The organism is Candidatus Pantoea edessiphila, assembly GCF_002933315.1.
Taxonomy (GTDB): domain Bacteria; phylum Pseudomonadota; class Gammaproteobacteria; order Enterobacterales; family Enterobacteriaceae; genus Pantoea_C.
In genome coordinates this window covers 45,085-70,685 of record NZ_PDKT01000002.1, presented here as the reverse complement: position 1 = coordinate 70,685, position 25,601 = coordinate 45,085, and the positions used below count along the sequence as shown (strand labels likewise).

Genomic DNA, 25,601 nt, shown 5'->3' with positions numbered 1-25,601 from the left:
CCATTTTTTATTTTTTGAGTTTTAAAGAAAAAAAATGTTTAGCATTTACTATATCTTGTAAAATTTGTTTTTTTAATGCTTCTAATGATATGAAATGTTTTTCATCTCTTATTTTATGTAACAATACTACGTCTATATATTTACCATATAAGTTCATATTTACATCAAATAAATGCACTTCTAACCTTTGATAACAATTTTTTAATGTTGGACATCGACCTATATTAGCAATTCCAATGATAGGTTTTAAAGATATACCGTGTACTTCTACTGCGTAAATTCCTTTTACTGGGCATACATATATATTATGGTTTAAATTAATATTAGCAGTAGGAAAACCTAATGTTCTTCCTAAAGAATTGCCATGTACTACTCTGCCAGAAATAATAAAAGGATGACCTAACCAAAGTTGTGCTAACGTTAGATTATCTTTAGCAAGTTCGTCACGTATGGCAGTGCTGCTAATTCTTTTTTTACCATCATATAGAGTTTTGATAATAGAAACATCAAAATTATACTTAAAACCAGCTTTTTTTAATAAACTAATATCTCCTTTGCCTCCAGCACCAAAACGAAAATCATCACCTATTGCAAGGTATTTTATACCTAGTTTATTAACCAAAAGTTCAGAAATAAAATCATTTGCTGGCAACATTGCTAAATTGTAATTAAAACGTACACATAGTACATTATCAACTCCTATTTTTGATAAACACTTTAATTTCTCACGTAAAGGTGTCAAACGTGGTGGTGCATTTTTCCCAGCAAATAATTCAAGAGTTTGTGGTTCAAATAACATCACCATGACTGGTAAATTATATTTAATGCTTGCTTGTTGTAATTGAAATAATAAAGCTTGATGACCTCTATGTACACCATCAAAATTACCAATTGTCATTACACAACCATGATGATGTTTTTTAATATTATGAATACCACGGATTAAATTCATAATTAACTCTAATTGACATGATTAAAATCAATAAAATATATAGTATTTTTATTGTATAAATAATAAAAAAGAGATATTACAAACATCAAAATTTATATATATCTTAATATATATCATGGATACTAATTTATATGAAAATATATTGCATTGGAAAAAATAACATTATATCTTTATAAATAAAATATATTGACAAAAAAACATATAAAGTAGATAATTGATCTGTTATTTTTTATTGTATAACATGTTGAGGAAACAATATTTTGGCAAATATTAAATCAGCTAAAAAAAGAGCCATAACATCTGAAAAAAGACGTAAAATCAATTCCAGCCATCGTTCTATGGTGCGTACCTTTATTAAAAAGGTATATTTAGCAATAGAATCAGGTGATAAAATTGCTGCACAAAATGCATTTAGCCATATGCAACCAGTAATTGACAGACAAGCTTCTAAGGGGTTGATCAGCAAAAATAAAGCTGCTCGTCATAAATCTAGATTAACCGCACATATAAATAAGATATGTTAGTTAGGAAAAATTATAGTATTCTGTTAATTGGTTAAATCTTCAAAAAATTTCTTTACACCGTCAAAAAAACGTTTGGAACGTGGACTGTTTCTTTCACCAGTAGGTCCACCAAAGCTTTTCTCTAACTCTATTAATAAATGTTTTTGGGTTTCACTGAGATTTACAGGGGTTTCTACTACAACACGACACAACAGATCACCTACAGTATTATTTCTAACCGATTTGACTCCTCTTCCACGTATACGGAATAATTTACTAGTTTGAGTTTCTGATGGAATTTTTAACTTTACTCTGCCATTTAAGGTAGGTACTTCGATTTCACCACCTAAAGCTGCCATTGCAAAATTTATTGGTACTTCACAATAAAGATTATTATCTTCACGATCAAAAATTGAATGTTTTTTTACTGAAACTTGCACATACAAATCTCCTGCTGATGCCCCATTTTTTCCTGCTTCTCCTTCTCCGCTTAAACGTATACGATCACCAGTATCAACTCCTCCTGGAATTTTCACTGATAAAGTTTTTGATTGTTCTATACGTCCCTGACCACGACATATATTACAGGGATTTTTAATAATTGAGCCCATGCCACGACATGTAGGACATGATTGTTGAACTGTAAAAAATCCTTGACGCATCTGAATTTGCCCAGAACCATGACAAGTATTACAAGTCTGTGGTTTGGTACCTATTTTTGTACCACTACCACGGCATGTTTTACATACAACTAAAGTAGGAATATAAATTTCTTTTGTTACACCTAATACTACTTCTTCAAGTGTAAGTTCTAAATTATAACGCAAATCTGATCCTCTTGATGACCTTTGTCTACGGTTGCTACCAAAAATATCACCAAAAACATCTCCAAAAATATCACCAAAATCAGTACCAGCACCCATATTGACTTTTTCAAAAGCAGAATGACCATATTGATCATAAGCTGCTCTCTTATTTGAATCGGTTAAAATTTCATATGCTTCTTTAATTTCTTTAAATTTAGCTTCTGCTTTTTTATCACCAGGATTGCGATCAGGGTGAAATTTCATTGCTAGTCTTTTATAAGCTTTTTTAATTTCACGTTCATCAGATGATTTATTAACACCTAAAATTTCGTAATAATCGTTTTTCGCCATTTTCACAATCCTTAATATATTTCACGGGCATAAAATGACCCTCTCGACCGTGAAATCTCTAGCTAAGATATATAGTGTAACTAAATAAATAATAAATAATATTTATTTCTTATCTTTAACTTCTTCAAATTCGGCATCAACTACGTTATCGTCTTTTTTTGTTGTTGTATCACTTGTATTTTTATTATTATGATTTTGCGATGCTTGTGTTAATTTACTTGATACTTCCATTAATGCTTGTATTTTGTTTTCAATTTCAACTTTATTTTCACTTTTTAATGCGTTCTCAAGTTCTGTTAAGGATTTTTTAATAATATTTTTATCGTCAAGAGATATTTTATCCCCAATTGAATCAAGTTGTTTACGAGTGCTATGAACGATTTGATCACCTTGATTTCGCACCTTAACTAAATCTTCAAATTTACGGTCAGATTCAGCGTTTGCCTCTGCGTCACGTACCATTTTTTCTATTTCTTTATCGTTTAAACCAGAAGAAGCTTTAATAGTTATTTTTTGTTCTTTACCACTATTTTTGTCTTTTGCAGAGACATGCAAAATACCATCAGCATCAATATCAAATGTAACTTCGATTTGTGGCATACCTCTAGGTGCTGGCTGAATACCATCTAAATTAAATTGTCCTAAAGATTTATTATCATTAGAACGTTTACGTTCTCCCTGAAGTACATGAATTGTTACTGCAGATTGATTATCTTCAGCAGTTGAAAATACTTGACTATGTTTAGTTGGTATTGTCGTATTTTTACTAATTAAAGAAGTCATCACCCCTCCCATTGTTTCAATCCCTAAAGATAGGGGTGTAACATCTAATAGAAGAACATCTTTAATATCTCCACCTAAGACTCCACCTTGTACTGCTGCACCAACTGCAACAGCTTCATCAGGATTTACATCCTTACGTGGTTCTTTACCAAAAAATTCAGTTACTTTGGATTGTACTAAAGGCATACGTGTTTGGCCGCCAACTAAAATTACATCATTAATATCGGATATAGACAAACCTGCATCTTGCAATGCTACTTTTAGTGGTTCAATAGAACGTTCTACTAAATCTTCCACTAATGATTCTAATTTTGCTCTAGTTAATTTAATATTTAAATGTTTTGGACCGTTTGCATCTGCAGTAATATATGGTAAATTAACGTCAGTTTGTTGTATTGAAGAAAGTTCAATTTTTGCTTTTTCTGCAGCTTCTTTTAAACGCTGCATTGCTAATGGATCTTTATGTAAATCAATTCCTTGATCTTTTTTAAATTCACCTACTAGGTAGTTAATCAACCGACTATCGAAATCTTCTCCACCTAAATGAGTATCACCATTAGTCGCTAGAACTTCAAAAGTTTTTTCTCCATCAACTTCGTCTATCTCAATAATAGAAATATCGAAAGTTCCTCCACCTAAATCGTATACAGCAATTGTTCTATTCCCTTTAGCTTTATCTAAACCATATGCTAAAGCAGCTGCCGTAGGTTCATTAATTATACGTTTTACCTCTAAACCAGCAATTCTACCTGCATCTTTTGTTGCTTGACGTTGCGCATCATTAAAGTAAGCAGGCACAGTAATTACTGCTTCATTGACCGATTCACCAAGAAAATCTTCTGCTGTTTTTTTCATTTTTTTTAATACTTCAGCAGCAATTTGTGGTGGAGCCATTTTTTTACCTTTAACTTCTAACCAAGCATCACCGTTATCTGCTTGGATGATTTTATAAGGCATAATTTTAATATCACGTTGTACCTCTTCATCTTTAAATCGACGACCAATTAACCTTTTTATCGCAAACAAGGTATTTTGTGGGTTAGTCACTGCCTGACGTTTAGCCGGTTGACCGACCAGAATTTCGGCATCCTGCGTGTAAGCAATAATGGAAGGTGTAGTGCGATCACCTTCAGCGTTTTCTAACACGCGAACCTGTGTGCCATCCATAATAGCCACACAGGAGTTGGTTGTACCTAGGTCAATACCAATAATTTTACCCATCTAAACGTCTCCCCTTTAACTTTTGTTACATTGGGTTATGAGCCTTATATAAGGGCAGGTAATTAACTTTCAACCTATCCTTATATGCTTTTTATTATATGTTTTTAATTAGTTTCACAACATCTAATGACTGGTACATGGGGGTATTTTGTATAAGCATCAAGGGTTAATCTAAAAAAAATATTTCTATGTATCCATTGTTTCACTCGCATGTCTTACAATAACATATTTGCAAAAGATAACAATTTTTATATTTCTAATGCTATTGAAGTTAAAATAATTATTACAATATTTGTATAACCATTTATACATAAAAGCATTTATACAGCAAATGTAATTAAAATAAGATATGATTTTATTTATTAGGACGAAATGAAATTGCTATATCTGGATTAGTTTCAATACGCAAATTATTTAATAGTTCTAAACAATAAGGTATAGAAGAAAAAATACCATGAATTTTTATATTACCTTGTTGATCTTTAACTCCTTCTAGGATTTCTTTTATAGATCTAGGTTGCCCCGGAAGATTGATAATTAATGAATTGTTACGAATTACTCCAACTTGGCGTGATAGTACTGCAGTAGGTACAAATTGTAAACTAATCTGTCGCATTTGTTCACCAAAACCAGGCAATTCCCTATCTGCTATCGCTAATGTAGCATCAGGTGTAACATCACGTTTTGTAGGTCCCGTACCACCTGTAGTTAAAACCAGTTGACAATTAATTTTATCAACTAAATCACAAAGTGTCTTTTCAATTAGTAATTGTTCATCGGGTATCAAACGAACTGATAATTTAAACGGAGTAATGATTGCATGATTTAACCATATTTTTAAAATAGATGTATTTGTATCTTTATAAATACCTTTTGAAGCACGATCTGAAACAGAAATGATTCCAATATTGATTTTATTCATATTATTTTTTATAAAAATAGTATTCAATAATTAAGATAATTTATTGCAATAAAAACTCACGTAATGCATTAAATTTTGGTTTTATTTCATGAGATAAAATAGGAAGTTTAATATATTTAATTAATTGAGAAGGTAATACTATTTTTTTTCCTGTAATTTCCTCTATAATTTCTTGAAATTTGGCTGGATGCGCAGTTCCAAGAAATATACCATGCTCACTATTTTTTAAATTACTACGCAATAAATGCCAAGCTATAGTAGCATGTGGCTCTGAAATATAACCTAATTTCGATAATGCATTTATTGATAATTTAGTTGTTTCATCTGATACCGAACCATATGCTAAATCTTTTAATTGCCAAGATTTACGGTAAAATAATTCTTCTATACGTGGCCAATTATTTGGTTTACTAACATCCATCGCATTAGATATAGTAGAGATAGTTTCTTTTGGTTTCCATATATTATTTTCCAGAAATCTTGGTACAGTATCATTTATATTTGTAGCAGCTATAAATCTTTTCACTGGAAGACCAAGTGATTTTGCTAAAAAACCAGCAGTTAAATTACCAAAATTTCCGCTCGGTACCGATATTACTAAATTATCACGTATTTTTTTAGGCAAATGAGCTACAGCTTCAAAATAATAGCATATTTGTGCTAAAAGGCGACTAATATTAATAGAATTAGCTGAGTTTAAAGATAGTGATTTTTTTAAAGAAATATCATTAAACGCCATTTTAACTAACAATTGACAAGTATCAAAATCACCTTTTATAGCAAGTGTTTCAATATTACCTCCAATAGTACAAAATAATTTTTCTTGCAAAAGAGTTATTTTATTTTTTGGATATAAAATAACTACTCTTATATTTTTTATACCATGAAAAGCATGAGATATTGCTGCACCAGTATCACCAGAAGTTGCAGTTAAAATAGTGATTTGTTCATCATCAATAAAATGTGATAGTATTTGTGCCAGAAATCTGCCACCGAAGTCTTTAAATGCTAGTGTTGGACCATGAAATAGTTCCATACAATAAATATTATTATCTATATATTTTATTGATACAGGAAACGAAAATGCATTTTTAATACAATTAGTTAATGTGTTTACCGGGATTTCATTACCTATATAAGCTGATAAAATTTCATAACTTCTATCTATAAAATTCATTTTTAGTATATTATTGATTTTATCTGAATTAAATTCAGGAAGATCAACTGGAAAAAACAGTCCTTGTTTTGATCCTAGACCTTGCTTGGTAGCTTGAATAAAATTAACTTGTTCATTTCGATCTTTAATATTATATAGTTTCATGTTTTATCCTAATTTGCGTGCACCAAAAGTATCAATGCGACAAATATGAACAAAACCATCATTATTTTTTAAATAGTTATACTTTAACCAATTTGCTGCTTGATTTGCTATGTTCATTTTATCACAAATAGTAAAAATAGTTGGACCTGATCCAGAAATTCCAGATGCTATTGCACCCATTTGTTGCAATTTTTTTTTAACTTCTATAAATCCAGTTAATAATTTAGCACGATAAGGTTCTGCTATTGTATCTTGCATTAGTTTAGAAGCTAAATATGGCTGATTTGTATAACAAGCGTGAATAAATCCAGCTAGTAACTGACTATGTTTAATACAATCTTTTTTACAGTATTGTAATGGTAAAATTGAACGAGCTTGAGCAGTAGATATCTCTATACCTGGATATGAAATTACCCACAACCATTCCTTAAAAATAGGTATTTTTTGACTTATAATATTATTTTCTTCTAAAATTAGTTGCATACCTCCTAAAAAACATGGTGCTACATTATCATAATGTATACTATTAGAAATATATCCTTCTAAGTTACCCATTAGTGTTAATAATTCATTTTTATTAAGAGGATTATCACAAAATTCATTTATTGCTACTAAACTAGCTACTATTGAACAAGCACTAGATCCTAAACCTGATCCTATTGGCATATTTTTTTCTAAAATAATTTCTACTGGTAGAATATTATTAATTTTTTCACAAAATTTTTTCCAACATTGATAAATAATGTTATCCTGCGTGGTAGTGGGTAGTTTATTTGCAAAAATACCAGTATTAACTAATTTAAAATTTTCTGAGGATTGGATTGTAACAAAATCACCTAGAAAAGAACCATCTATTGGAGCAATTGCCGCACCTAATACATCGAAACCGACATTAGCATTACCAATTGATGCTGGTGCATAGATTTTCACCATTATAATATAAACTCCCAATTAAGATACAGTATGCAGTAAATCGGCAAATACACCAGCTGCTGTTACATCATTACCTGCACCATATCCCCTTAAAACTAATGGAATGGGTTGATAATAACGACTGTAAAATGCTAATGCGTTTTCACCATTTTTAATTTTATGAAGTGGATTATTTTCTTCTACTTCATTGATTTTTACTTTACATATTCCACCTTGATCAATAGTACCAACAAATCTTAGCACTTTACCATGATTTCGTGCTCTCGATACCCTATCTTGAAATAAATCATCAAATTTTGATAAATATTCCATAAAATCATTAACATCTTTAATCTTTTTAAGATCGTTTGGTAATAATGGTTCAATAATTATATCTTTTAATTCTAATTTATATCCGACTTCTCTTGCTAGAATTAATAATTTACGTGCTACATCCATACCACTAAGATCTTCACGAGGATCTGGTTCCGTAAAACCCATTTCACGTGCCATATTTGTTGCTTCTGATAGAGATAATCCTTCATCTAACTTACCAAAAATAAAGGAAAGTGAACCCGATAAAATGCCAGAAAAATTTATAAGTTTATCACCTACATTTAATAAATTTTTTAAATTTGCAATTACTGGCAAACCAGCTCCAACATTCGTTTCATATAAAAATTTGCGATTTGAAGTGTTAGCAATATTTCGTATTTTTTGATAATAACTCCAACAAGAAGTATTAGCTTTTTTGTTTGATGTTACTATACTAAAACCATTAGATAATAACTCAGCATATTGATTAGCAATTTCTTGACTAGCAGTGCAATCTACAATTACTGGATTTGGCATGTGATTTTGCTTTATTAAAGACACCCATTCACTAATGTTAAATATTCTTTTAGTTTTATTGAAATCTAATTTCCAATTACTGAGATTAATTTCTTCTGGATTTATTAATGATCGCTGTGAATTTGCAATTCCACAAATAGATAGTTTTATTTGCTTTTGGTTTCTTAAGTATTTTTGTTGTCGATGTATCTGATTTAACAATGCATTTCCTACTCCACCAATTCCAATTATAAATATTTCAATTGTTTTATAATTAATGAATAGTGAATTATAATTAACAAATAATGAATTATATATTAATTTAACAGCATTTATAACTTCATGATTATTTAAAACAATCGAAAGTGAATTTTTAGAATGATTTGTTAATATATTTGTAATATTAACATTATCAGATATCAATGAAAAAATTTTTTTGTATAAACCTTTACTATTATATATACCATCACCTACAATTGAAATCATTCCTAAGTTTTTAATTACTTCTACAGAAGTAATTAATTTATTTTTGAAATCACATTTAAACTCTTTTTGTAATACTTGCATTACATTTTCTAAGCTATTTTCTGCTATGTAAAAATTAATAATATATTCTAGATGATTTTTTTTTATTGATAGGAATAATAAAACAGTATGTTTTGAAACAGAATAAACTATACGAGATTCTACAACAATTAAATTCTGTAAAATAGGTATAGAAAAATTCAACATTACTATATCTTTTAAACTAAAAATACCTTTAATTGAATTGTTATGATTATTATCATTGCTATTGCTAATAAAAGTTCCAGGTGATTTAACATTAATAATGTTTCTAATTAAGTAATTAATATTAAAATCAACAAGAACTTCAATTATTCTTAAATCTAAGATTTGAGTATTAAAATATGAAAGTTCAATAGCTTCTTGATAACACATTGATTTTATTGTTTTTGCATTAGGCACTTGATTTATATCACAATTGTGTATACCATCTACATCAGTCCATATTTCGCATATATCTGCATTAAAACATGCCGCTAAAACTGCTGCTGAATAATTTGAACCATTATTTCCTAATAATACTATTTCACCATTTTCATTACCGGCTATTGAACCAGCCATAAGAATAATGTTATTATTAGGAATTATATCCAGTTTGATTCGACGAATAGATTCAATAATATCAATTGTAGAATTTAAATAGCTCCCAAATGCAAATAATTTTGTCACTGGATTAATTATGCTTGTATGATTATGACGTACTTTTAATATTTCTTCCATAATCACAACAGCAATTTTCCCTCCAACGCAAACAACAGAAGCATATATGTTGTCTGGACATTGTTTTAACAATCTTATCCCATATAGTATTTTCTTTATTTTATTAAGTTCCAATCCTATAAAGCTTTTTAGATAACCAAAATTTAATTTTGGTTGAATATCAACTAAATCTAACAGTAAACTAGAAAAAATATACTCTGCATGCTTTATATTTAATAAAATATTTTTATTAGTAAGATTATTTTTAATAACTTCTGTTAAATAAGTTGTAATTTTAGTTGGTGAAGACAATACAGTAATGACTTGGCCATTTTTTGCATTATCTTCCAAAATTTCGGCTGCACGAATTAAAAGTTTCGCATCACCCATTGATGTTCCACCAAATTTCAGCACTCGCATGGTGTAAACTCTCCCTAATCTTAACAAATAAAGTTAAGAAATATTTCTTTTTTAAAGTGATTTTATTCTTTTATATATCAGCTTATTATTATTTAACTTACATAGATACTAATAATTAAGGTATTTAAATTTAATAATTTTTCACTATTTTGAACTATAGAAATTAGTATTGATAACAGATAAATAAATATATTAAATGATTACTAGTTTATTTTAATTAACAATAAACTAGTAATCATTGCATACAGTTTTTAATATATCAAATATAAATTAGTCGTTTAAGTATATAATTTATTTAATTAATATAAATGAAATAACTGTAATACAACTACATTAGTGAATGCATAATGGATGGAATTATATAAAAAAATATAAATAAAATAATTTATTTTTTAGGAATATAATATAGAAAAATTTTATAAAGTATTTTTTAGCATCTTTACCAATATATCTAAAAAATATCAATATTTAAATATAATATTATTAATATATCTTTAGTTATAAGTATTGATATATAATTAATACCATATATAATCAATACCATATAATATATTAATTTATTTTAATTAATAACTATGATTCCATTCAAGAGGAGTTAAAATATTTTCAGGTTTTCCCGTTAAATAATTATAATATGCATTGTATAATAAAACGTTCTTTACATATTGTCGTGTTTCTTTAAATGGAATAGATTCTATAAACGCTACTACATCTAATTTACCTGCTGTTACACGTCTCCACTGATTTATTTTTGATAAACCAGCATTATATGCTGCTGAAGCTAGAACTCTATTTTTTCCAACCAATTTGAAAATATGTTCTAAATAATTTGTTCCAACCCAAATATTATTTTCAGGATTAAATAATTTTTGCATAGTTAAAGATTGTTTAATATGACATATTTGCATTGTATCTGTAAAAGCAATATTCTTAATTTGCATAAGTCCAACAGCATTATTTGCTGATTTTACGTAAGGATCCCATCCACTTTCTTGTCTTGAAATAGCCATAGCATAATTTTTTGTAATGTTCTTACCTTTAGTATATTTTTTATATAATTCATTCCAAGCTAATGGAAATCTTTCCTTAAGATTATTCCAAATTTTGGCTTGAATAGTGGTTTCTACACTCAAATGCCACCATTGTTGTTTATTAGCGTAGCTAGCTAACATTGTCTGAAATCTATTAGATTTATTAGTAAGTAATTTATTCCATTCAAACTTTGCAAAACAATATTTGTTCCAATACATTAATTCATTTATTCTAATTATTTTTTTAATTTTCGATATACTAGGATCAGGTTCTATTGTCTTACTTTGTTTAAATTGATAACTTATACCTAATTTTTGAGCAGCAATTAATGAATAAAAACTATTTTTTTTCATCAAATTATATAAAATTTTATCAGATTCAATTTTATTATTGTTTAAAACTAATAATACATAAGATTTCCAATATTGCCATTCTTCTTTTGCTTGCATGTTATACGGCAAATGCTCAATAAAAATTTTTAGATCTTTAATATTATTTTGTTTTAAGGATAAACGAATACGTTTTTCAATTAATGAAACAGATTTACTATTTATTATAACTGAATCACGCCATATTTTTTGTTTCGAAGTAAATTCTCTATCCATCATATTATTTGCTACGATTTCTTTTAACGATTGAATATCAGAATTTTCCATCTTGTAATGACTTAATATTATTGGAATTTTTTCGATTGCTAAATCAGCATGTTTGGGCGATAAATTTACAATAGAGTAATTAATTAATTGAAGATTAAATGGAGTAGATTTTGCTGTTTTGACAAAGTCAGTAATAAATAGTGGATTGTTTTTAATTTTTAAGACTGTATTTGCAGTATTTTTATAGTCTGAAGGTAAAAGTTTAATTAAATAATTTATTAATGTATGATTATTTTTTTTCATAGCTAATCGAATATATTCGATTATCACAGATGGAGGTGTTGCAATATATTTATGTGGAATCAGAAACAACTTATCACAATTATTTGAGTTCTTTTTATTGTTTAATAAATTCTTCTTGGAAACAAGGTTACTATTTAATAAATTCTTAATTAAATCTTCAAAATGTATTGGTTTTTTTTCAATTGACCATTTAGCGTAATACCAATCACATACACATTTTGCTGTTTTTGGTGCTTTCGGACTGAAATACATTAGATCTTTCCAGCGATGTTTTGTAACTAATAACTCTGTAAAATAATAACTTAATAAATGTGAAACTTTTAAATCACTGTGTTCTTTTATAAAATTAATTACAGGTTTTTGCATTAAAGTCAAATTCTTTTCATTTTTGATTTTTTCCATTAAAATATCGTATTGAAGGTAAGGATAAAGTGAATAATCCTTTAATTTATGTAGTAGTTTATTTATAACTGGTAGATTTTTATTGTAATTTTTTAAAGCTATTTTTATTTGTTTATAATCGTCACGTTGCTGACTAATGGAATCGGCATACAAAATATTAGTTACAGTAGTAAAGTAAAACAAAATTAAATATTTACATAAATTTTTCACTTGCCATATTTTCCTTTTTTTATATACTATTATGAATAGTAAAAATCTATCATAAAAATTATTTTTATTATGTTATTAATTAAAAACATAATTAAACTAATAAATTTAATATAACAAATGTATATACTATGCAATTTAATTGTTAAAAGTTTTATAGCTAAAATATTTTATTAAGCAACTTTTAAGACATTATAATATATTATTATAAATAATGTATTAATTTAATTATTAAAATAATAAAAATATTTTGTCGTATATCAATTTCTTGTTTTAAATAATATACATATTGGAAATCTTATAATTTGAATAAACGAATTTAATTAACATGTAAATACAAAAAAACTATTTTAATATAAGTTATTTCTAATTAATATATTTATATTATAACAAAATATAAATTATTGATATTTAATTAAATGATTATTTATCATATATTATTTTTTAATATCAAATATAGCTAATATTATAGTGCTATTGAGAATGCAAAATATACCCATTAAATCAGAATTAACGATCTTTATACTTACTTGATTATTTACTTTATAATTTGCTCTATAAGTAATACCTAAACCCGCAGATTTAATCATTAACAAATCATTAGCACCATTACCTACAGCTACAGTCTGTTCTAAAGGAATATTTAATCTCTGAGAAATTTTTTTTAAACTATTTAATTTATATAGATCATCAACTATTGGACCAATTATTTTACCAGTTAATTTACCGTTATGAATTTCTAATTCATTGGCAATTACATCTGTTAAATTAAGTTTATTTCCTAAATAAGATGCATAGTATTTAAATCCACTGGAAATAATAGCAACATGCCAATTTAATTTTTGCAGTTTTTTTACCAATTGAATTAAACCTGGTGTTAATGGTAACTTATCAAGTACATATTTAAGAATATTTATATCTACACCTTTTAACATAGCTAAACGTTTATATAAACTTCTGACTAAACTAATTTCTCCTAACATTGCACATTTAGTAATCTTATCCATTTCATTTCCAATACCTATTAATTTAGCAATTTCATTTATACATTCAATTTCAATAGCAGTTGAGTCCATGTCCATTAATAATAATCCTAGTTTTTTTAAGGATGGAATATTAATTAATTTTGCTATATCTAATCTTAATGTATATGCTAAATTGATAGCAGATGCTGTCAGCATGCCTTGTATGCAAATTACTTTATATTCATCTACAATCCAACAATTAATGATAATTAAGTGAACATTAATTTGTTGTTGATATTTCATGAATAATGTTTTATTTAGTTCTTTGCCATATAAAATCCAATTTTGCTTATGGGAATACAATTGTTTTTTTGATCATTGCAAAAAAATGGAAAATTTGACCATAATGAAATATCATCAGATAGATCACACCAATTTATGCAATTCAACATTTAATATTCCTTCTTAATTTAATAATCAATGATTATTTTATTTTCTTATTTAAATAATATATCGATCATTACTTTAAGTATTTTTTACAAAATTACATCTTTTTAATTGGTTTTTTTAAAAATTATTTAAATTATATATTTGTTTCCATAAAGAACGTTTTTCATCACTATTATTAATTAAATACAATAAAGAACAAGTATATAAAAATTTTCCTTTAAATACAGGATTATTTTCTATACCGATTAACCAAAAAATACAGTGTAATCTACCTAAAAACATTTTCAATTGTTCTGGTTGAATTATCATTACTTGAGAAGATTGTATATTCAAAGCATACAATACATCTTTTATAAAAGATGTACATAGATTAGGTATTTCTTTAGTAACTATAATTAATTTTATATAGGATAAAATATCTAAATTAAATACTCCTTTTAATAAATGTGGTCTATACAATTTATATTGATTAACACCTAATTTATATAAAAACCAATCTATTTTATGATTAGTAATGTAATTTATAATTTTTATCAAATTTAAACCCTACTGGCTAACTGTAATATATTAATAATAACTTATAAAATTTTTCTTAAAAAAGAATAATCAATAATTTTTTAGTGATTTAATAAAAAATAATATCATATTAAATTCATTTAAATTAAATTCATTTAAAATAATGTAGATATTTAGATAATCAATAAATTTAAATAAATTATTTTTTTATTTAAATTTATTGATTATTATTAGTATTATAATAAATGCGAAGATGGCGAAATTGGTAGACGCGCTAGCTTCAGATGCTAGTGTCTTCTAGACATGAGGGTTCAAATCCCTCTCTTCGCATTATGTATAGTTTGCAATTTTTTATAATTTATAAAAATCATTCAAATATAATTAACTAACTTTAGATAAAAATCATTGAATAAAATAGATAGAATTATACGAAAATTAATTTTTATATTTGTAATTATTTGCCGAAGGCCGGAATTGAACCGGCATGTACATTAAGTACGGCTGATTTTGAATCAGCTGCGTATACCTATTTCGCCACTTCGGCATATTAAAAATTTATTTAAAAATATAAAAAAGTCAAATTACTAGATTAATAATATAATAATTATAATGATAAGTCATCATATTATTCAAATTCTCTTTAAAAATAAAGATGTTATTTTATATATTTTTTGCAAAAATTATGATATAAGATGATATTAAATCAATAATTTATTTATTACATATCATTATTTCACCTATAATATTTATATAATATTAAAAAATATAACTTAATAATTAACTCTTTCTTGATTTTCTTAATTTAAATAAAAAATTATTAACAATAAATTTTTTATTTTATTATGTGTTAATCGCTTTCAAAATATGTATTTAATTTTCTATAGATAGTGGAAAACAAATATGTATAATATTATATTTAGGTAAAAGTAATATATTAAATACCTGTTTCATGTTATTCAAAGTTTTATATTTTATCATCGTAAACAAAATTATCGCATAAAAAATAAATTTTAACGTTTTTTTAGAAAAGTCTAAAGTGTTTTATTTAAAAAAACATTTTAACTGACTAAGCAAATAACACTATTACCACATATTGTACTCAAATAAAATAATATATGTAATATTTTATGTTTAGTATATTTTAATTAATTTAATGAAATAAAATTAAAAACTTTGTTTGTATTATATTACTATTTCAAAAAATATTTAGTGAAATTATTAACAATAAAACGTTATTAATATTTTGATATTATCATTGATTTTAAAGTAAATATTTATAGGAAATTATTTTTTATATTTATTACATTAATCACCAAAATAAAATTTTATTTTTTCCAAAATCATAGTTAATATTATTATTTATTTTATGTATATAGTAATATCTTTAATTATAGTTTTATAAAAAATTCTTTTAAAATTAGGAGTTCGCATGGATTTTAGTGTAAAAAGTGGAAGCCCAGAAAAACAACGCAGTGCTTGCATTATAGCTGGCATTTTTGAACCACGTCGTTTATCTATCATTGCAGAACAATTAGATAAAATTAGCGAAGGATACATTAGTGCTCTGCTAAGACGTGGTGAATTAGAAGGGAAAGTAGGTCAGGTGCTTCTACTGCATCACGTACCAAACATCTTATCGGAACGTGTTTTACTTATCGGGTGCGGTAAAGAACGCGAACTTAATGAACGTCAGTATAAACATATAATTCAAAAAATTATTAATACCTTAAATAATACTGGATCTATGGAATCAGTTTGTTTTTTAACTGAACTACATGTCAAAGGACGCAATACTTATTGGAAAGTACGACAAGCAGTTGAATCTTCCATAGAAGCACTTTATGATTTTAATCAATTAAAAACTAATAAAATAGAATTAAGAAGACCTTTACGTAAATTAGTATTCAATTTATCTGCTAGAAGAGAACTAAATATTGGAGAAAAAGCGATTCAACATGGAATAGCAATTGCAACTGGCATTAAGATTGCAAAAGATCTAGGTAATATGCCTCCAAATATATGTAATTCTGAATATCTTACACTACAATCACGTAAACTTGCAGAAACATTTGAAAATATCAATACTACCATTATTGAAGAACATCAAATGAAAAAATTAGGAATGAACGCTTATTTAGCAGTTAGCAAAGGTTCTAACAATAAACCATTGATGTCAATCATTGATTATAAAACTGATAGTTCAACATCCAAGCCTATTATATTAATTGGTAAAGGAGTAACATTTGATTCTGGTGGTATTTCTATAAAACCATCTTCTGGCTTAGATGAAATGAAATATGATATGTGTGGAGCTGCAGCAATATACGGTATTATGCACGTAGTGGCAAGGTTAAAGTTACCAATTAATGTAGTTGGTATTATGGCTAATTGCGAAAATATGCCTGATAGTAATTCTATTCGTCCAGGAGACGTAGTAACAACAATGTCAGGACAGACAGTTGAAGTTTTAAACACAGATGCTGAAGGACGTTTAATATTATGCGACGTATTAACTTATGTTGAAAGATTTGAACCAGAAATTGTTATTGATATTGCTACCCTAACAGGTGCTTGTGTAATTGCTTTAGGTCATCATATAAGTGGTTTAATATCCAACCATAACCCATTAGCATATGATCTTATTAATGCTTCTGAACAATCAGGTGATCGTGCATGGCGTTTACCTATGACTGACGAATATCATGAACAGTTAGAGTCTAACTTCGCAGATATTGCAAATATTGGTGATCGTTCTGCGGGAGTAATAACTGCAGCATGTTTTCTTTCAAAATTTACACGCAAATATAATTGGGCTCATATAGATATTGCTGGTACTGCTTGGAAATCAGGTAAAAATAAATGTTGTACAGGAAGACCTATAGCTATGATATCACAGTATTTATTAAATCGAGCAGGATTTAATGTAGATGATTAATATATTAATATTATCAATTTTATTTCTATGAAAAAAGTTACATTTTATGTTATTAGTGCCGATATATGTGATAATGGTTTAAATAATATTGAAGAATTATTATGTTATATTGTAAAAAAAAATTGGTATCGATGTAAAAAAGTGTTGATTTGTTGTGAAAACCAGCAACAGGCAACACGTATTGATGAAATTTTATGGAAAAAACCACTGGATTCTTTTTTACCTCATAATTTTATTGGAGGAGGACCTGTAAGCGGAGCACCTATAGAAATAACATGGCTGGAAAATAAAACTAATTTGCTGTCATATGATATTTTGATTAATTTATTAATAAATGTTACAGAATCATTTACTAATTTCAAAGAAATAATAGATTTTGTACCTTATGAAGAATATTTTAAAAAATTAGCTCGTATTCGTTATAAAGAATATAGTAAATTAGGTTTTAAACTAAATACAATAATATTATAGAAAATTAAGATAATAAACGAAACATGGAAAAAAAATTTGATCCAAGAAATTTTGAAAAAACTATTTATGAATATTGGGAAAAAAATGGTTATTTTAAACCAAATGGAGATTTGAATAGAGAAAGTTTTTGTATAATGCTACCACCACCAAACGTTACCGGTAATTTACATATGGGTCATGCTTTTCAACAAACAATAATGGATATCATAATTCGTTATCATAGAATGCAAGGCAAGAATACATTGTGGCAGACTGGTACGGATCACGCTGGCATTGCTACACAAATTATTATTGAAAATAAAATTAAATTAGAAGAAGGTAAAATACGTCAAGATTATAGACGTGATGAATTTATCCAAAAAATTTGGTGTTGGAAAAAAAAATTAGGTAATACTATTAATAATCAAATGCGTCGTCTTGGTAATTCGGTAGATTGGGAAAATGAACGCTTTACCATGGATGATAGCTTTTCTAAAGCAGTAAAAAAAGCATTTATTCATTTATATAATGAAAAGCTAATTTACCGTGGTATAAGATTAGTCAATTGGGATCCTAAATTATGTACTGCAATTTCTGATTTAGAAATAAACAATAGAGATATTCAAGCTAATATTTGGTATATTAGATATCCACTTTTTAATGGAACAAAAACAATTGAAGGCAAAAATTATTTAACAATTGCTACTACACGTCCAGAAACGTTATTAGGTGATACTGGAGTTGCAGTTCATCCAAATGATAATCGTTATAAAGATCTTATTGGAAAATCAGTTGTATTACCAATACTAGAACGTATAATTCCTATTATCGGTGATAAATTTGTAGACATAAATAAAGGTACTGGATGCGTAAAAATTACCCCAGCACATGATTTTGTTGATTATGAAGTAGGTCTTCGTCATAATTTACCCATGATTAATATTTTTACATTGGATGGTTGTATTCGTGAATATTCTCAAATTTATGATACAAAAGGTATAAAAATTAATATATATAATAATGAAATTCCTAAGCCGTTTAGAAAAATTGACAGATTTATTGCAAGAAAAAACATTGTGCAAATGCTTAGTAAACTTGGTTTATTGGAACAAATTAAAACTCATAATTTAACTGTTCCTTATGGTGATCGTAGTGGAGCAATTATTGAACCAATGTTAACTAAACAATGGTATATTCATATGAAACCGTTAGCTGTAATGGCAATTGAAGCAGTGAAGAAAGGATATATTAAATTTATACCAAAACAATATGAAAACATGTATTTTTCATGGATGTCTAATATTCAAGATTGGTGTATTTCACGTCAGTTATGGTGGGGACATCGTATTCCTGCTTGGTATTCAAATGATGGTAAAATATATGTTGATTATTCCGAAAAAAAAATAAGAGATAAAAATAATTTAGGTACCAATATTATTTTATGGCAAGATAATGATGTATTAGATACTTGGTTTTCATCTAGCTTATGGACTTTTGCTGCCTTAGGATGGCCTGAAAATAATAAATTACTTCAAACTTTTCATCCTACTAATGTTGTAGTAAGTGGATTTGATATTATTTTTTTCTGGATTGCTCGTATGATTATGTTAACTATGTATTTCATTAAAGATAAACATGGTAAATCTCAAATTCCTTTTAAAACAGTTTATATGACTGGATTAATTCGAGACGATCAAGGTCAAAAAATGTCAAAATCTAAAGGTAATGTTGTTGATCCAATTGACATAATAGATGGAATTTCATTAAAACAACTATTGATAAAACGTACTAGTAACATGTTATTACCGCAATTATCTAAAAAAATTTGCGAAATTACAAAAAAAGAATTTCCAAATGGAATAAAACCATCAGGTGCGGATGCTATGAGGTTTACACTAGCCGCTTTAACATCTACTGGTCGTGATATTAATTGGGATATGAAACGTTTAGAAGGCTATCGTAATTTTTGTAATAAATTATGGAATGCTAGCCGTTTTGTATTAATGAATTTATCACATTATGAGTATCATAAAAATTATCAAGCTAATACATTATCAATTTCAGATCGTTGGATTTTATCTAAATTTAATAGTATTGTGAAAATTTATCGAGAAGCACTTGATTCATATCGTTTTGATATTGCAGCAAATATATTGTATGATTTTACTTGGAATGAATTTTGCGATTGGTATTTAGAAATTGTCAAAATAATATTAAAAAACGAAAATAATATTGCAATTAAAAACTCACAAAATACTTTATTGTTTGTATTAGAATCATTACTGCGTTTAGCACATCCCATTATACCATTTATTACTGAGGCTATCTGGCAAAAAATTAAAATTATCAAAAAAGTCAAAGATAATACAATAATGTATCAAGCATTTCCAATTTATGAAAAAGCAAAAGAAGATAAGGAATCAGAAGAACATTTTGATTGGATAAGACAATTTATTACTGAAATGCGTAATATCCGCAGAAAAATGAATATAAAATTAAATAAACATATAGATGTATTTTTAGCTAATTGTTCTCCATTTGTTATTATGATTGTAAAAGTTAATTATAATTTATTAGTAAAATTGGGATATTTAAATAAATTGACTATTTTAGTTGATAAAGATCAAATTTTAATGTCAATAACTAAAACTATAAAAGACGCTGAAATAATTATACCTACAATAAATACGATAGATAAAAATGTTGAATTAAATCGATTAAATCAAGATATAATTCAATTAGATTTAGAAATAAGAAAAATAAGATGTAAATTAGATAACAATAATTTTATGTCTCGTGCTCCAAAATCTATTGTAATGCAAGAACATAATAAATTAAAACAATTAGAACAATTTATAGAAAGATTAATGTATCAAAAAATCAAAATTAAAAATCTGTGAATTAATTAGTTTGTTTCATAAAAATTTCATTTTATGAAAAAACAATATTTTGTTGAATATGAGGATATTATGTGTAATTTATATTTACGTCATTTTTTAAGGTTATTAGATTTTTCTTTAGAGGAAATACAGTATTTAATTAAATTATCTTCCGAATTGAAGCAAGCAAAAAAAAATTTAAATGAAGTTCAGCATCTAAAAGGTAAAAATATTGTATTATTATTTGAAAAAGAATCTACTAGAACCAGGTGTTCTTTTGAAGTAGCTGCTTATGATCAAGGTGCTAATATTACTTATCTAAATCAAAATACTAGCCAAATTGGTTATAAGGAATCAATAAAAGATACAGCTCGTGTATTAGGTAGAATATATGATGGAATTCAATACCGTGGATTTAATCAAGAATTAATAGAGGAAATTGCTAAATATTCTAGTATTCCAGTTTGGAATGGTTTAACAAATGAATTTCATCCTACTCAATTACTTGCTGATTTATTAACTATACAAGAACATATACCAGAAAAAAAATTAAATGAAATAAAATTAGTTTATGTAGGTGATGCAAGAAATAACATTGGAAATAGTATACTAGAAGTAGCTGCTTTAACTGGATTACAATTAAGAATTCTTACTGACAAAAATTTTTGGCCAAAAAATAGATTTATTCATCATTGTATTCAGATATCTAAAAAAAATGGTGGTAGAATAATTTTTACGGATAATATCAAAGAAGGAGTAGAAAATGTGGATTTTATTTATACTGATGTATGGGTATCTATGGGAGAATCAAAAGAAATTTGGGACAACCGTATTAAATTATTAAGAAGTTATCAAGTTGATAGCAATATGCTGAAACTCACTAATAATCCTCAAGTCAAATTTTTACATTGTTTACCTTCATTACATGACAAAAATACTGTATTAGGTCTTGATTTATCAAAAAAATATAACTTTCAAAATGGAATTGAAGTTAGTAATGAAGTTTTTGAATCAAGCCATAGTATTGTTTTCGATCAAGCAGAAAATCGATTACATACTATTAAAGCAATTATGGTAGCAACTCTTACTAAAATATAATTAATATATTAAAATAAATTAATATTTTGAAACTTAAATGTATTAATTTATTTTAATATAAACCAATTAAAGGTACAACTATAACCAAAATTATTAAAAAACAATATGTAAATTTATTTAAGATTGATATGACAATTAAATTTAAATATATTTATAATAAATAATTCAAAATATAACTATATTATAATTAATTTATTCAAAAGTTACTTAATTTTTTGTAACTGAACTTTATAATTATAAGATTATTATATTTAAGTTATAAATAGTAAATCTATTATATAATTATTAATAATAACTCTTATTTTTGCTAGCAATTATTAAAAATACTATTGCATGCCTAAATAAAAATTATATTAATCATAATTAATTAACATATTCTATAAAATACGTATACTTCATTAAAGAATATTTACATATTTAATTTTAGAATAGATAAAATATATAGGAATAAAAATGTTTAGCATAATAAATACAAAAAATGCTCCAATTCCCGTTGGACCGTATATTCAAGGTATAGATTTAGGAGATATTGTTATAATCTCCGGTCAGATACCAATAAATCCAGTTACAGGTAAAATTATTGATGACCAAATATATAAACAAACAAAACAATCACTAGAAAATATAAAAGCTATAGTTAAATCAGTAGGTTTAGATGTAAAAAATATAGTTAAAACTACAGTTTTTTTGAAAAATATTGATGAAATCGATTTAGTAAATTCTGCTTATAAGTTGTTTTTTACAGAAAATCAAGCTAATTTTCCAGCACGTTCTTGTATCGAAGTATCTAGACTTCCAAAAGATGTAAAGATCGAAATAGAAGCTTTTGCTGTACGGTATTAATTTTATGTTCTTCAATATCTTCCATAATAATTTTACCTTTTTATGACTGTTTCTGATTAAAATTATTATAAATAATAAACATTTTTTATATTAAGGATGAAAAACCCCTTAATTAAATTTTATTTCTATACCATAGAATTTTTCTCCCGAATGAAATTGTATTATCAGTCATCTTTATTTCATCTAATCTAATTGACCATATTGGTGAGTTAAATATACGGGATATCGGGTAACGTTTATAATAATCAAATAGTGCCTTTTTTTTTGTCATTCCGCTTAATATTGAAATAAAACCTTTATACTGTATTCCTTTGATCAAAAATATATTTTTTTCATGGTTATTAATTGTTCCAGATACATTAGAATTTTGCGATATATATAATCCATGTTTTGTATCTAATTTAGTCATGAGCCACAAGGACATATTTTTTTCATTGAATTTATAAAAACAGTTAGCACACCACAAATTATCATTATTAACACAACATAACGAAAGTATGTATTGTTTTTTTAAAAAATCTATAATATAAGAACATTTATACATTTTTATGTCCTTAAAATGCTTAAAATCACAAATAATTTTTTAATAAAAAATTATAATTATTAACATAATAAAAAAATAAATGTTATTAATTTAGTTAAAAAAGATAAAAAGGAACTAAAACATGAAGTTCCTTTTTTCATCAAAATGAACATTGTTTATCTATAACCATATATTTGTTAAGTTATAATTAAGATGATTATAGAATCATAATCAAATTAGTTTATGATTTCTCACAAACGCTACGACGTTCAATAGAGTTAAAACTTCTATTATGTTTATTAGATTGTCTATTTATATTTCCTTTATTTAATTGTGTATCACTTATTAATTGCATATTAATTGGTTTATTTAAAATACGTGTTCTATTAAAACACTGCATAACATTACATTTAATGTTTCTTGATAATTCTATAGTTGAATGCGTATTAAATAATTTAATATTGCCTATACAACGACTACTAATGGAACCTTCATTTGCAATAGCACCTACAATATGTCGAACTTCGACACCATCATTTCGTCCTACTTCAATACGATATAGTTGCATTTCATTCATTTTAATATTCAAATGAGCGTTTTGATAGTTATGTTTTTCTATTTTATTACGAGAATGACTTAAATCTCGTGTATAACGATTTTCATTACGATTATAGAATTTGTTACGATTAAAATTACATGGATTATCTTTGGGTAATACTAACGGGCGTTCTCCTTGAGCTATTTTTAATAATACAGCAGCTAAGGTCTCCATATCTAAGTTTTTTTCTGGATGCATTTTAGAAAGTAATCTTCTATACTGATCAAGATCATTATTTTGAAGTTGTTTTCGTACTTTTTCAGTAAATTTAGCTAGGCGACGTTGACCAAGCATCTCAGCATTAGGTAATTTAACTTCAGTTATTGTTGTATTAATGCTTCGTTCAATATTACGTAGTAATCGACGTTCACGATTTTCAACAAATAAGAGAGCACGACCAGTACGACCAGCACGACCGGTTCTGCCAATACGGTGAACATAAGATTCTACATCTAATGGAATATCATAATTAATAACTAAACTAACACGCTCTACGTCTAAACCACGTGCAGCAACATCAGTTGCAATTAATATATCAATTCTACAATCTTTAAGTCTTTCTAAAGTTTGTTCACGTACTGATTGATTAATATCACTATTTAATGCAGCGCTATTATAACCATGTTTTTCTAAAACATTAGCTACTTCTAAAGTAGCACTTTTAGTTCTTACAAAAATAATTGCTGCATCAAAATCTTCTGTTTCTAAAAAACGAATTAATGCATCAATCTTACGACCACATGCTGTCCAATAACTTTGATTAATATCCGGTTGTGTTTGTATATTTGATTTAATACTTATCTCTTTAGGGTTTTTCATAAAACGTTTAGTTATACGACGAATTTCATTTGGCATTGTTGCAGAAAATAGAGCAGTTTGACGACTTGCAGGAATACTTTCTATAATATTTTCTACATCTTCAATAAAACCCATACGTAGCATCTCATCTGCTTCATCTATAACTAATCCTTTCAACTTTGACAAGTCTAAAGTACCACGCTTTAGATGATCCAAAAGACGTCCTGGAGTACCTACTATGATTTGTGGTCCCTTACGTAGTGCTCTTAGTTGAATATCGTAACGTTGACCACCATAAAGAGCAACTGTATTTAATCCTTTTATATATTGAGAAAACTTAGTGATAGCCTCTGCAACTTGAATAGCTAATTCTCTAGTGATTGATAATACTAATACTTGCGGTATTTTTATATTAGAATTAATATTATTTAATAGAGGTAAAGCAAAGGCAGCAGTTTTACCGCTTCCAGTTTGTGCCATGCCTAGTACATCATTACCAGATAATAAATAAGGAATGCAACCAATTTGAATTGGTGAAGGCTGTATATAGCCCATATGTTTTAATGACTTAACTATTTCAGGTTTTAAACCAAAATCATTAAATTTTTTTTTAATATCAGTCATGCAATGTATGTTCCTTTAAATTTCGAAACTAATTTGTATAATTTGTTCATAAATGTATTAATATCCTAATAGATTGACTTAAATAGAAAAATGTTAG

The 25,601-nt window shown here is 26.6% G+C and carries 17 protein-coding genes, 2 tRNA genes and 1 pseudogene; 7 read left to right on the top strand and 13 right to left on the bottom strand.

Features of this window, described 5'->3' with window-relative positions:
- Positions 1-7: 7 nt before the first annotated feature.
- Positions 8-952, bottom strand: a complete 945-nt coding sequence (gene ribF, locus CRV12_RS02050; protein WP_136130982.1) for a bifunctional riboflavin kinase/FAD synthetase — start codon at positions 950-952, stop codon at positions 8-10.
- A gap of 260 nt (positions 953-1,212) precedes the next feature.
- Here ribF and rpsT point away from each other — a divergent pair, with 260 nt between their 5' ends.
- On the top strand, positions 1,213-1,476 hold the full coding sequence (rpsT, locus tag CRV12_RS02045; RefSeq protein ID WP_136130981.1) for a 30S ribosomal protein S20: 264 nt from the start codon (positions 1,213-1,215) through the stop codon (positions 1,474-1,476).
- A 23-nt stretch (positions 1,477-1,499) separates the two neighbouring features.
- Here rpsT and dnaJ read toward each other — a convergent pair whose 3' ends face one another.
- The 9 genes and pseudogenes from dnaJ to CRV12_RS02000 all read right to left on the bottom strand — a co-directional run bounded on the left by dnaJ (position 1,500) and on the right by CRV12_RS02000 (position 14,777).
- On the bottom strand, positions 1,500-2,612 hold the full coding sequence (dnaJ, locus tag CRV12_RS02040; RefSeq protein ID WP_136130980.1) for a molecular chaperone DnaJ: 1,113 nt from the start codon (positions 2,610-2,612) through the stop codon (positions 1,500-1,502).
- 102 nt (positions 2,613-2,714) lie between these two features.
- Complete coding sequence (dnaK, locus tag CRV12_RS02035; RefSeq protein WP_136130979.1) at positions 2,715-4,616, bottom strand: molecular chaperone DnaK; 1,902 nt, start codon at positions 4,614-4,616, stop codon at positions 2,715-2,717.
- Between the two features lie 355 nt (positions 4,617-4,971).
- A complete protein-coding gene (gene mog, locus CRV12_RS02030) occupies positions 4,972-5,538 on the bottom strand; it encodes a molybdopterin adenylyltransferase (RefSeq protein WP_136130978.1) in 567 nt (188 codons plus the stop codon).
- A 40-nt stretch (positions 5,539-5,578) separates the two neighbouring features.
- A complete protein-coding gene (gene thrC, locus CRV12_RS02025) occupies positions 5,579-6,859 on the bottom strand; it encodes a threonine synthase (RefSeq protein WP_136130977.1) in 1,281 nt (426 codons plus the stop codon).
- A 3-nt stretch (positions 6,860-6,862) separates the two neighbouring features.
- Positions 6,863-7,792, bottom strand: a complete 930-nt coding sequence (gene thrB, locus CRV12_RS02020) for a homoserine kinase (protein WP_136130976.1) — start codon at positions 7,790-7,792, stop codon at positions 6,863-6,865.
- Between the two features lie 18 nt (positions 7,793-7,810).
- The gene (gene thrA / locus CRV12_RS02015; protein WP_136130975.1) at positions 7,811-10,285 is read right to left on the bottom strand and encodes a bifunctional aspartate kinase/homoserine dehydrogenase I; all 2,475 of its coding nucleotides are present in this window, start codon (positions 10,283-10,285) and stop codon (positions 7,811-7,813) included.
- Positions 10,286-10,851: 566 nt separating this feature from the next.
- Complete coding sequence (gene sltY, locus CRV12_RS02010; RefSeq protein ID WP_158676343.1) at positions 10,852-12,828, bottom strand: murein transglycosylase; 1,977 nt, start codon at positions 12,826-12,828, stop codon at positions 10,852-10,854.
- Between the two features lie 434 nt (positions 12,829-13,262).
- Positions 13,263-14,242, bottom strand: a pseudogene (gene serB / locus CRV12_RS02005) (phosphoserine phosphatase SerB).
- A gap of 115 nt (positions 14,243-14,357) precedes the next feature.
- Entirely contained in the window at positions 14,358-14,777 is a 420-nt protein-coding gene (locus tag CRV12_RS02000; protein ID WP_136130973.1) for a DNA polymerase III subunit psi, read from the bottom strand.
- A 226-nt stretch (positions 14,778-15,003) separates the two neighbouring features.
- Here CRV12_RS02000 and CRV12_RS01995 point away from each other — a divergent pair.
- Positions 15,004-15,086 (top strand) — tRNA-Leu (locus tag CRV12_RS01995).
- Between the two features lie 129 nt (positions 15,087-15,215).
- Here CRV12_RS01995 and CRV12_RS01990 read toward each other — a convergent pair.
- Positions 15,216-15,300: transfer RNA gene (locus tag CRV12_RS01990), tRNA-Leu, on the bottom strand.
- An 885-nt stretch (positions 15,301-16,185) separates the two neighbouring features.
- Here CRV12_RS01990 and pepA point away from each other — a divergent pair.
- The 5 genes from pepA to CRV12_RS01965 all read left to right on the top strand — a co-directional run bounded on the left by pepA (position 16,186) and on the right by CRV12_RS01965 (position 22,961).
- Positions 16,186-17,691: a leucyl aminopeptidase gene (gene pepA / locus CRV12_RS01985; protein ID WP_136130972.1), complete on the top strand. Its 1,506-nt coding sequence runs from the start codon at positions 16,186-16,188 to the stop codon at positions 17,689-17,691.
- A gap of 27 nt (positions 17,692-17,718) precedes the next feature.
- Positions 17,719-18,162: a DNA polymerase III subunit chi gene (locus CRV12_RS01980; RefSeq protein WP_136130971.1), complete on the top strand. Its 444-nt coding sequence runs from the start codon at positions 17,719-17,721 to the stop codon at positions 18,160-18,162.
- 23 nt (positions 18,163-18,185) lie between these two features.
- Positions 18,186-21,041: a valine--tRNA ligase gene (locus CRV12_RS01975; RefSeq protein WP_136130970.1), complete on the top strand. Its 2,856-nt coding sequence runs from the start codon at positions 18,186-18,188 to the stop codon at positions 21,039-21,041.
- 69 nt (positions 21,042-21,110) lie between these two features.
- The gene (gene argF / locus CRV12_RS01970) at positions 21,111-22,118 is read left to right on the top strand and encodes an ornithine carbamoyltransferase (protein ID WP_136130969.1); all 1,008 of its coding nucleotides are present in this window, start codon (positions 21,111-21,113) and stop codon (positions 22,116-22,118) included.
- A gap of 453 nt (positions 22,119-22,571) precedes the next feature.
- A complete protein-coding gene (locus CRV12_RS01965) occupies positions 22,572-22,961 on the top strand; it encodes a Rid family detoxifying hydrolase (protein ID WP_136130968.1) in 390 nt (129 codons plus the stop codon).
- A 112-nt stretch (positions 22,962-23,073) separates the two neighbouring features.
- On the opposite strand, the gene CRV12_RS01960 is transcribed toward CRV12_RS01965, so the two are convergent.
- Positions 23,074-23,505, bottom strand: a complete 432-nt coding sequence (locus tag CRV12_RS01960) for a YhbP family protein (protein ID WP_136130967.1) — start codon at positions 23,503-23,505, stop codon at positions 23,074-23,076.
- A 220-nt stretch (positions 23,506-23,725) separates the two neighbouring features.
- Positions 23,726-25,504, bottom strand: coding sequence for a DEAD/DEAH box helicase (locus tag CRV12_RS01955; RefSeq protein WP_136130966.1), 1,779 nt, complete (start codon positions 25,502-25,504; stop codon positions 23,726-23,728).
- Positions 25,505-25,601: the final 97 nt, after the last annotated feature.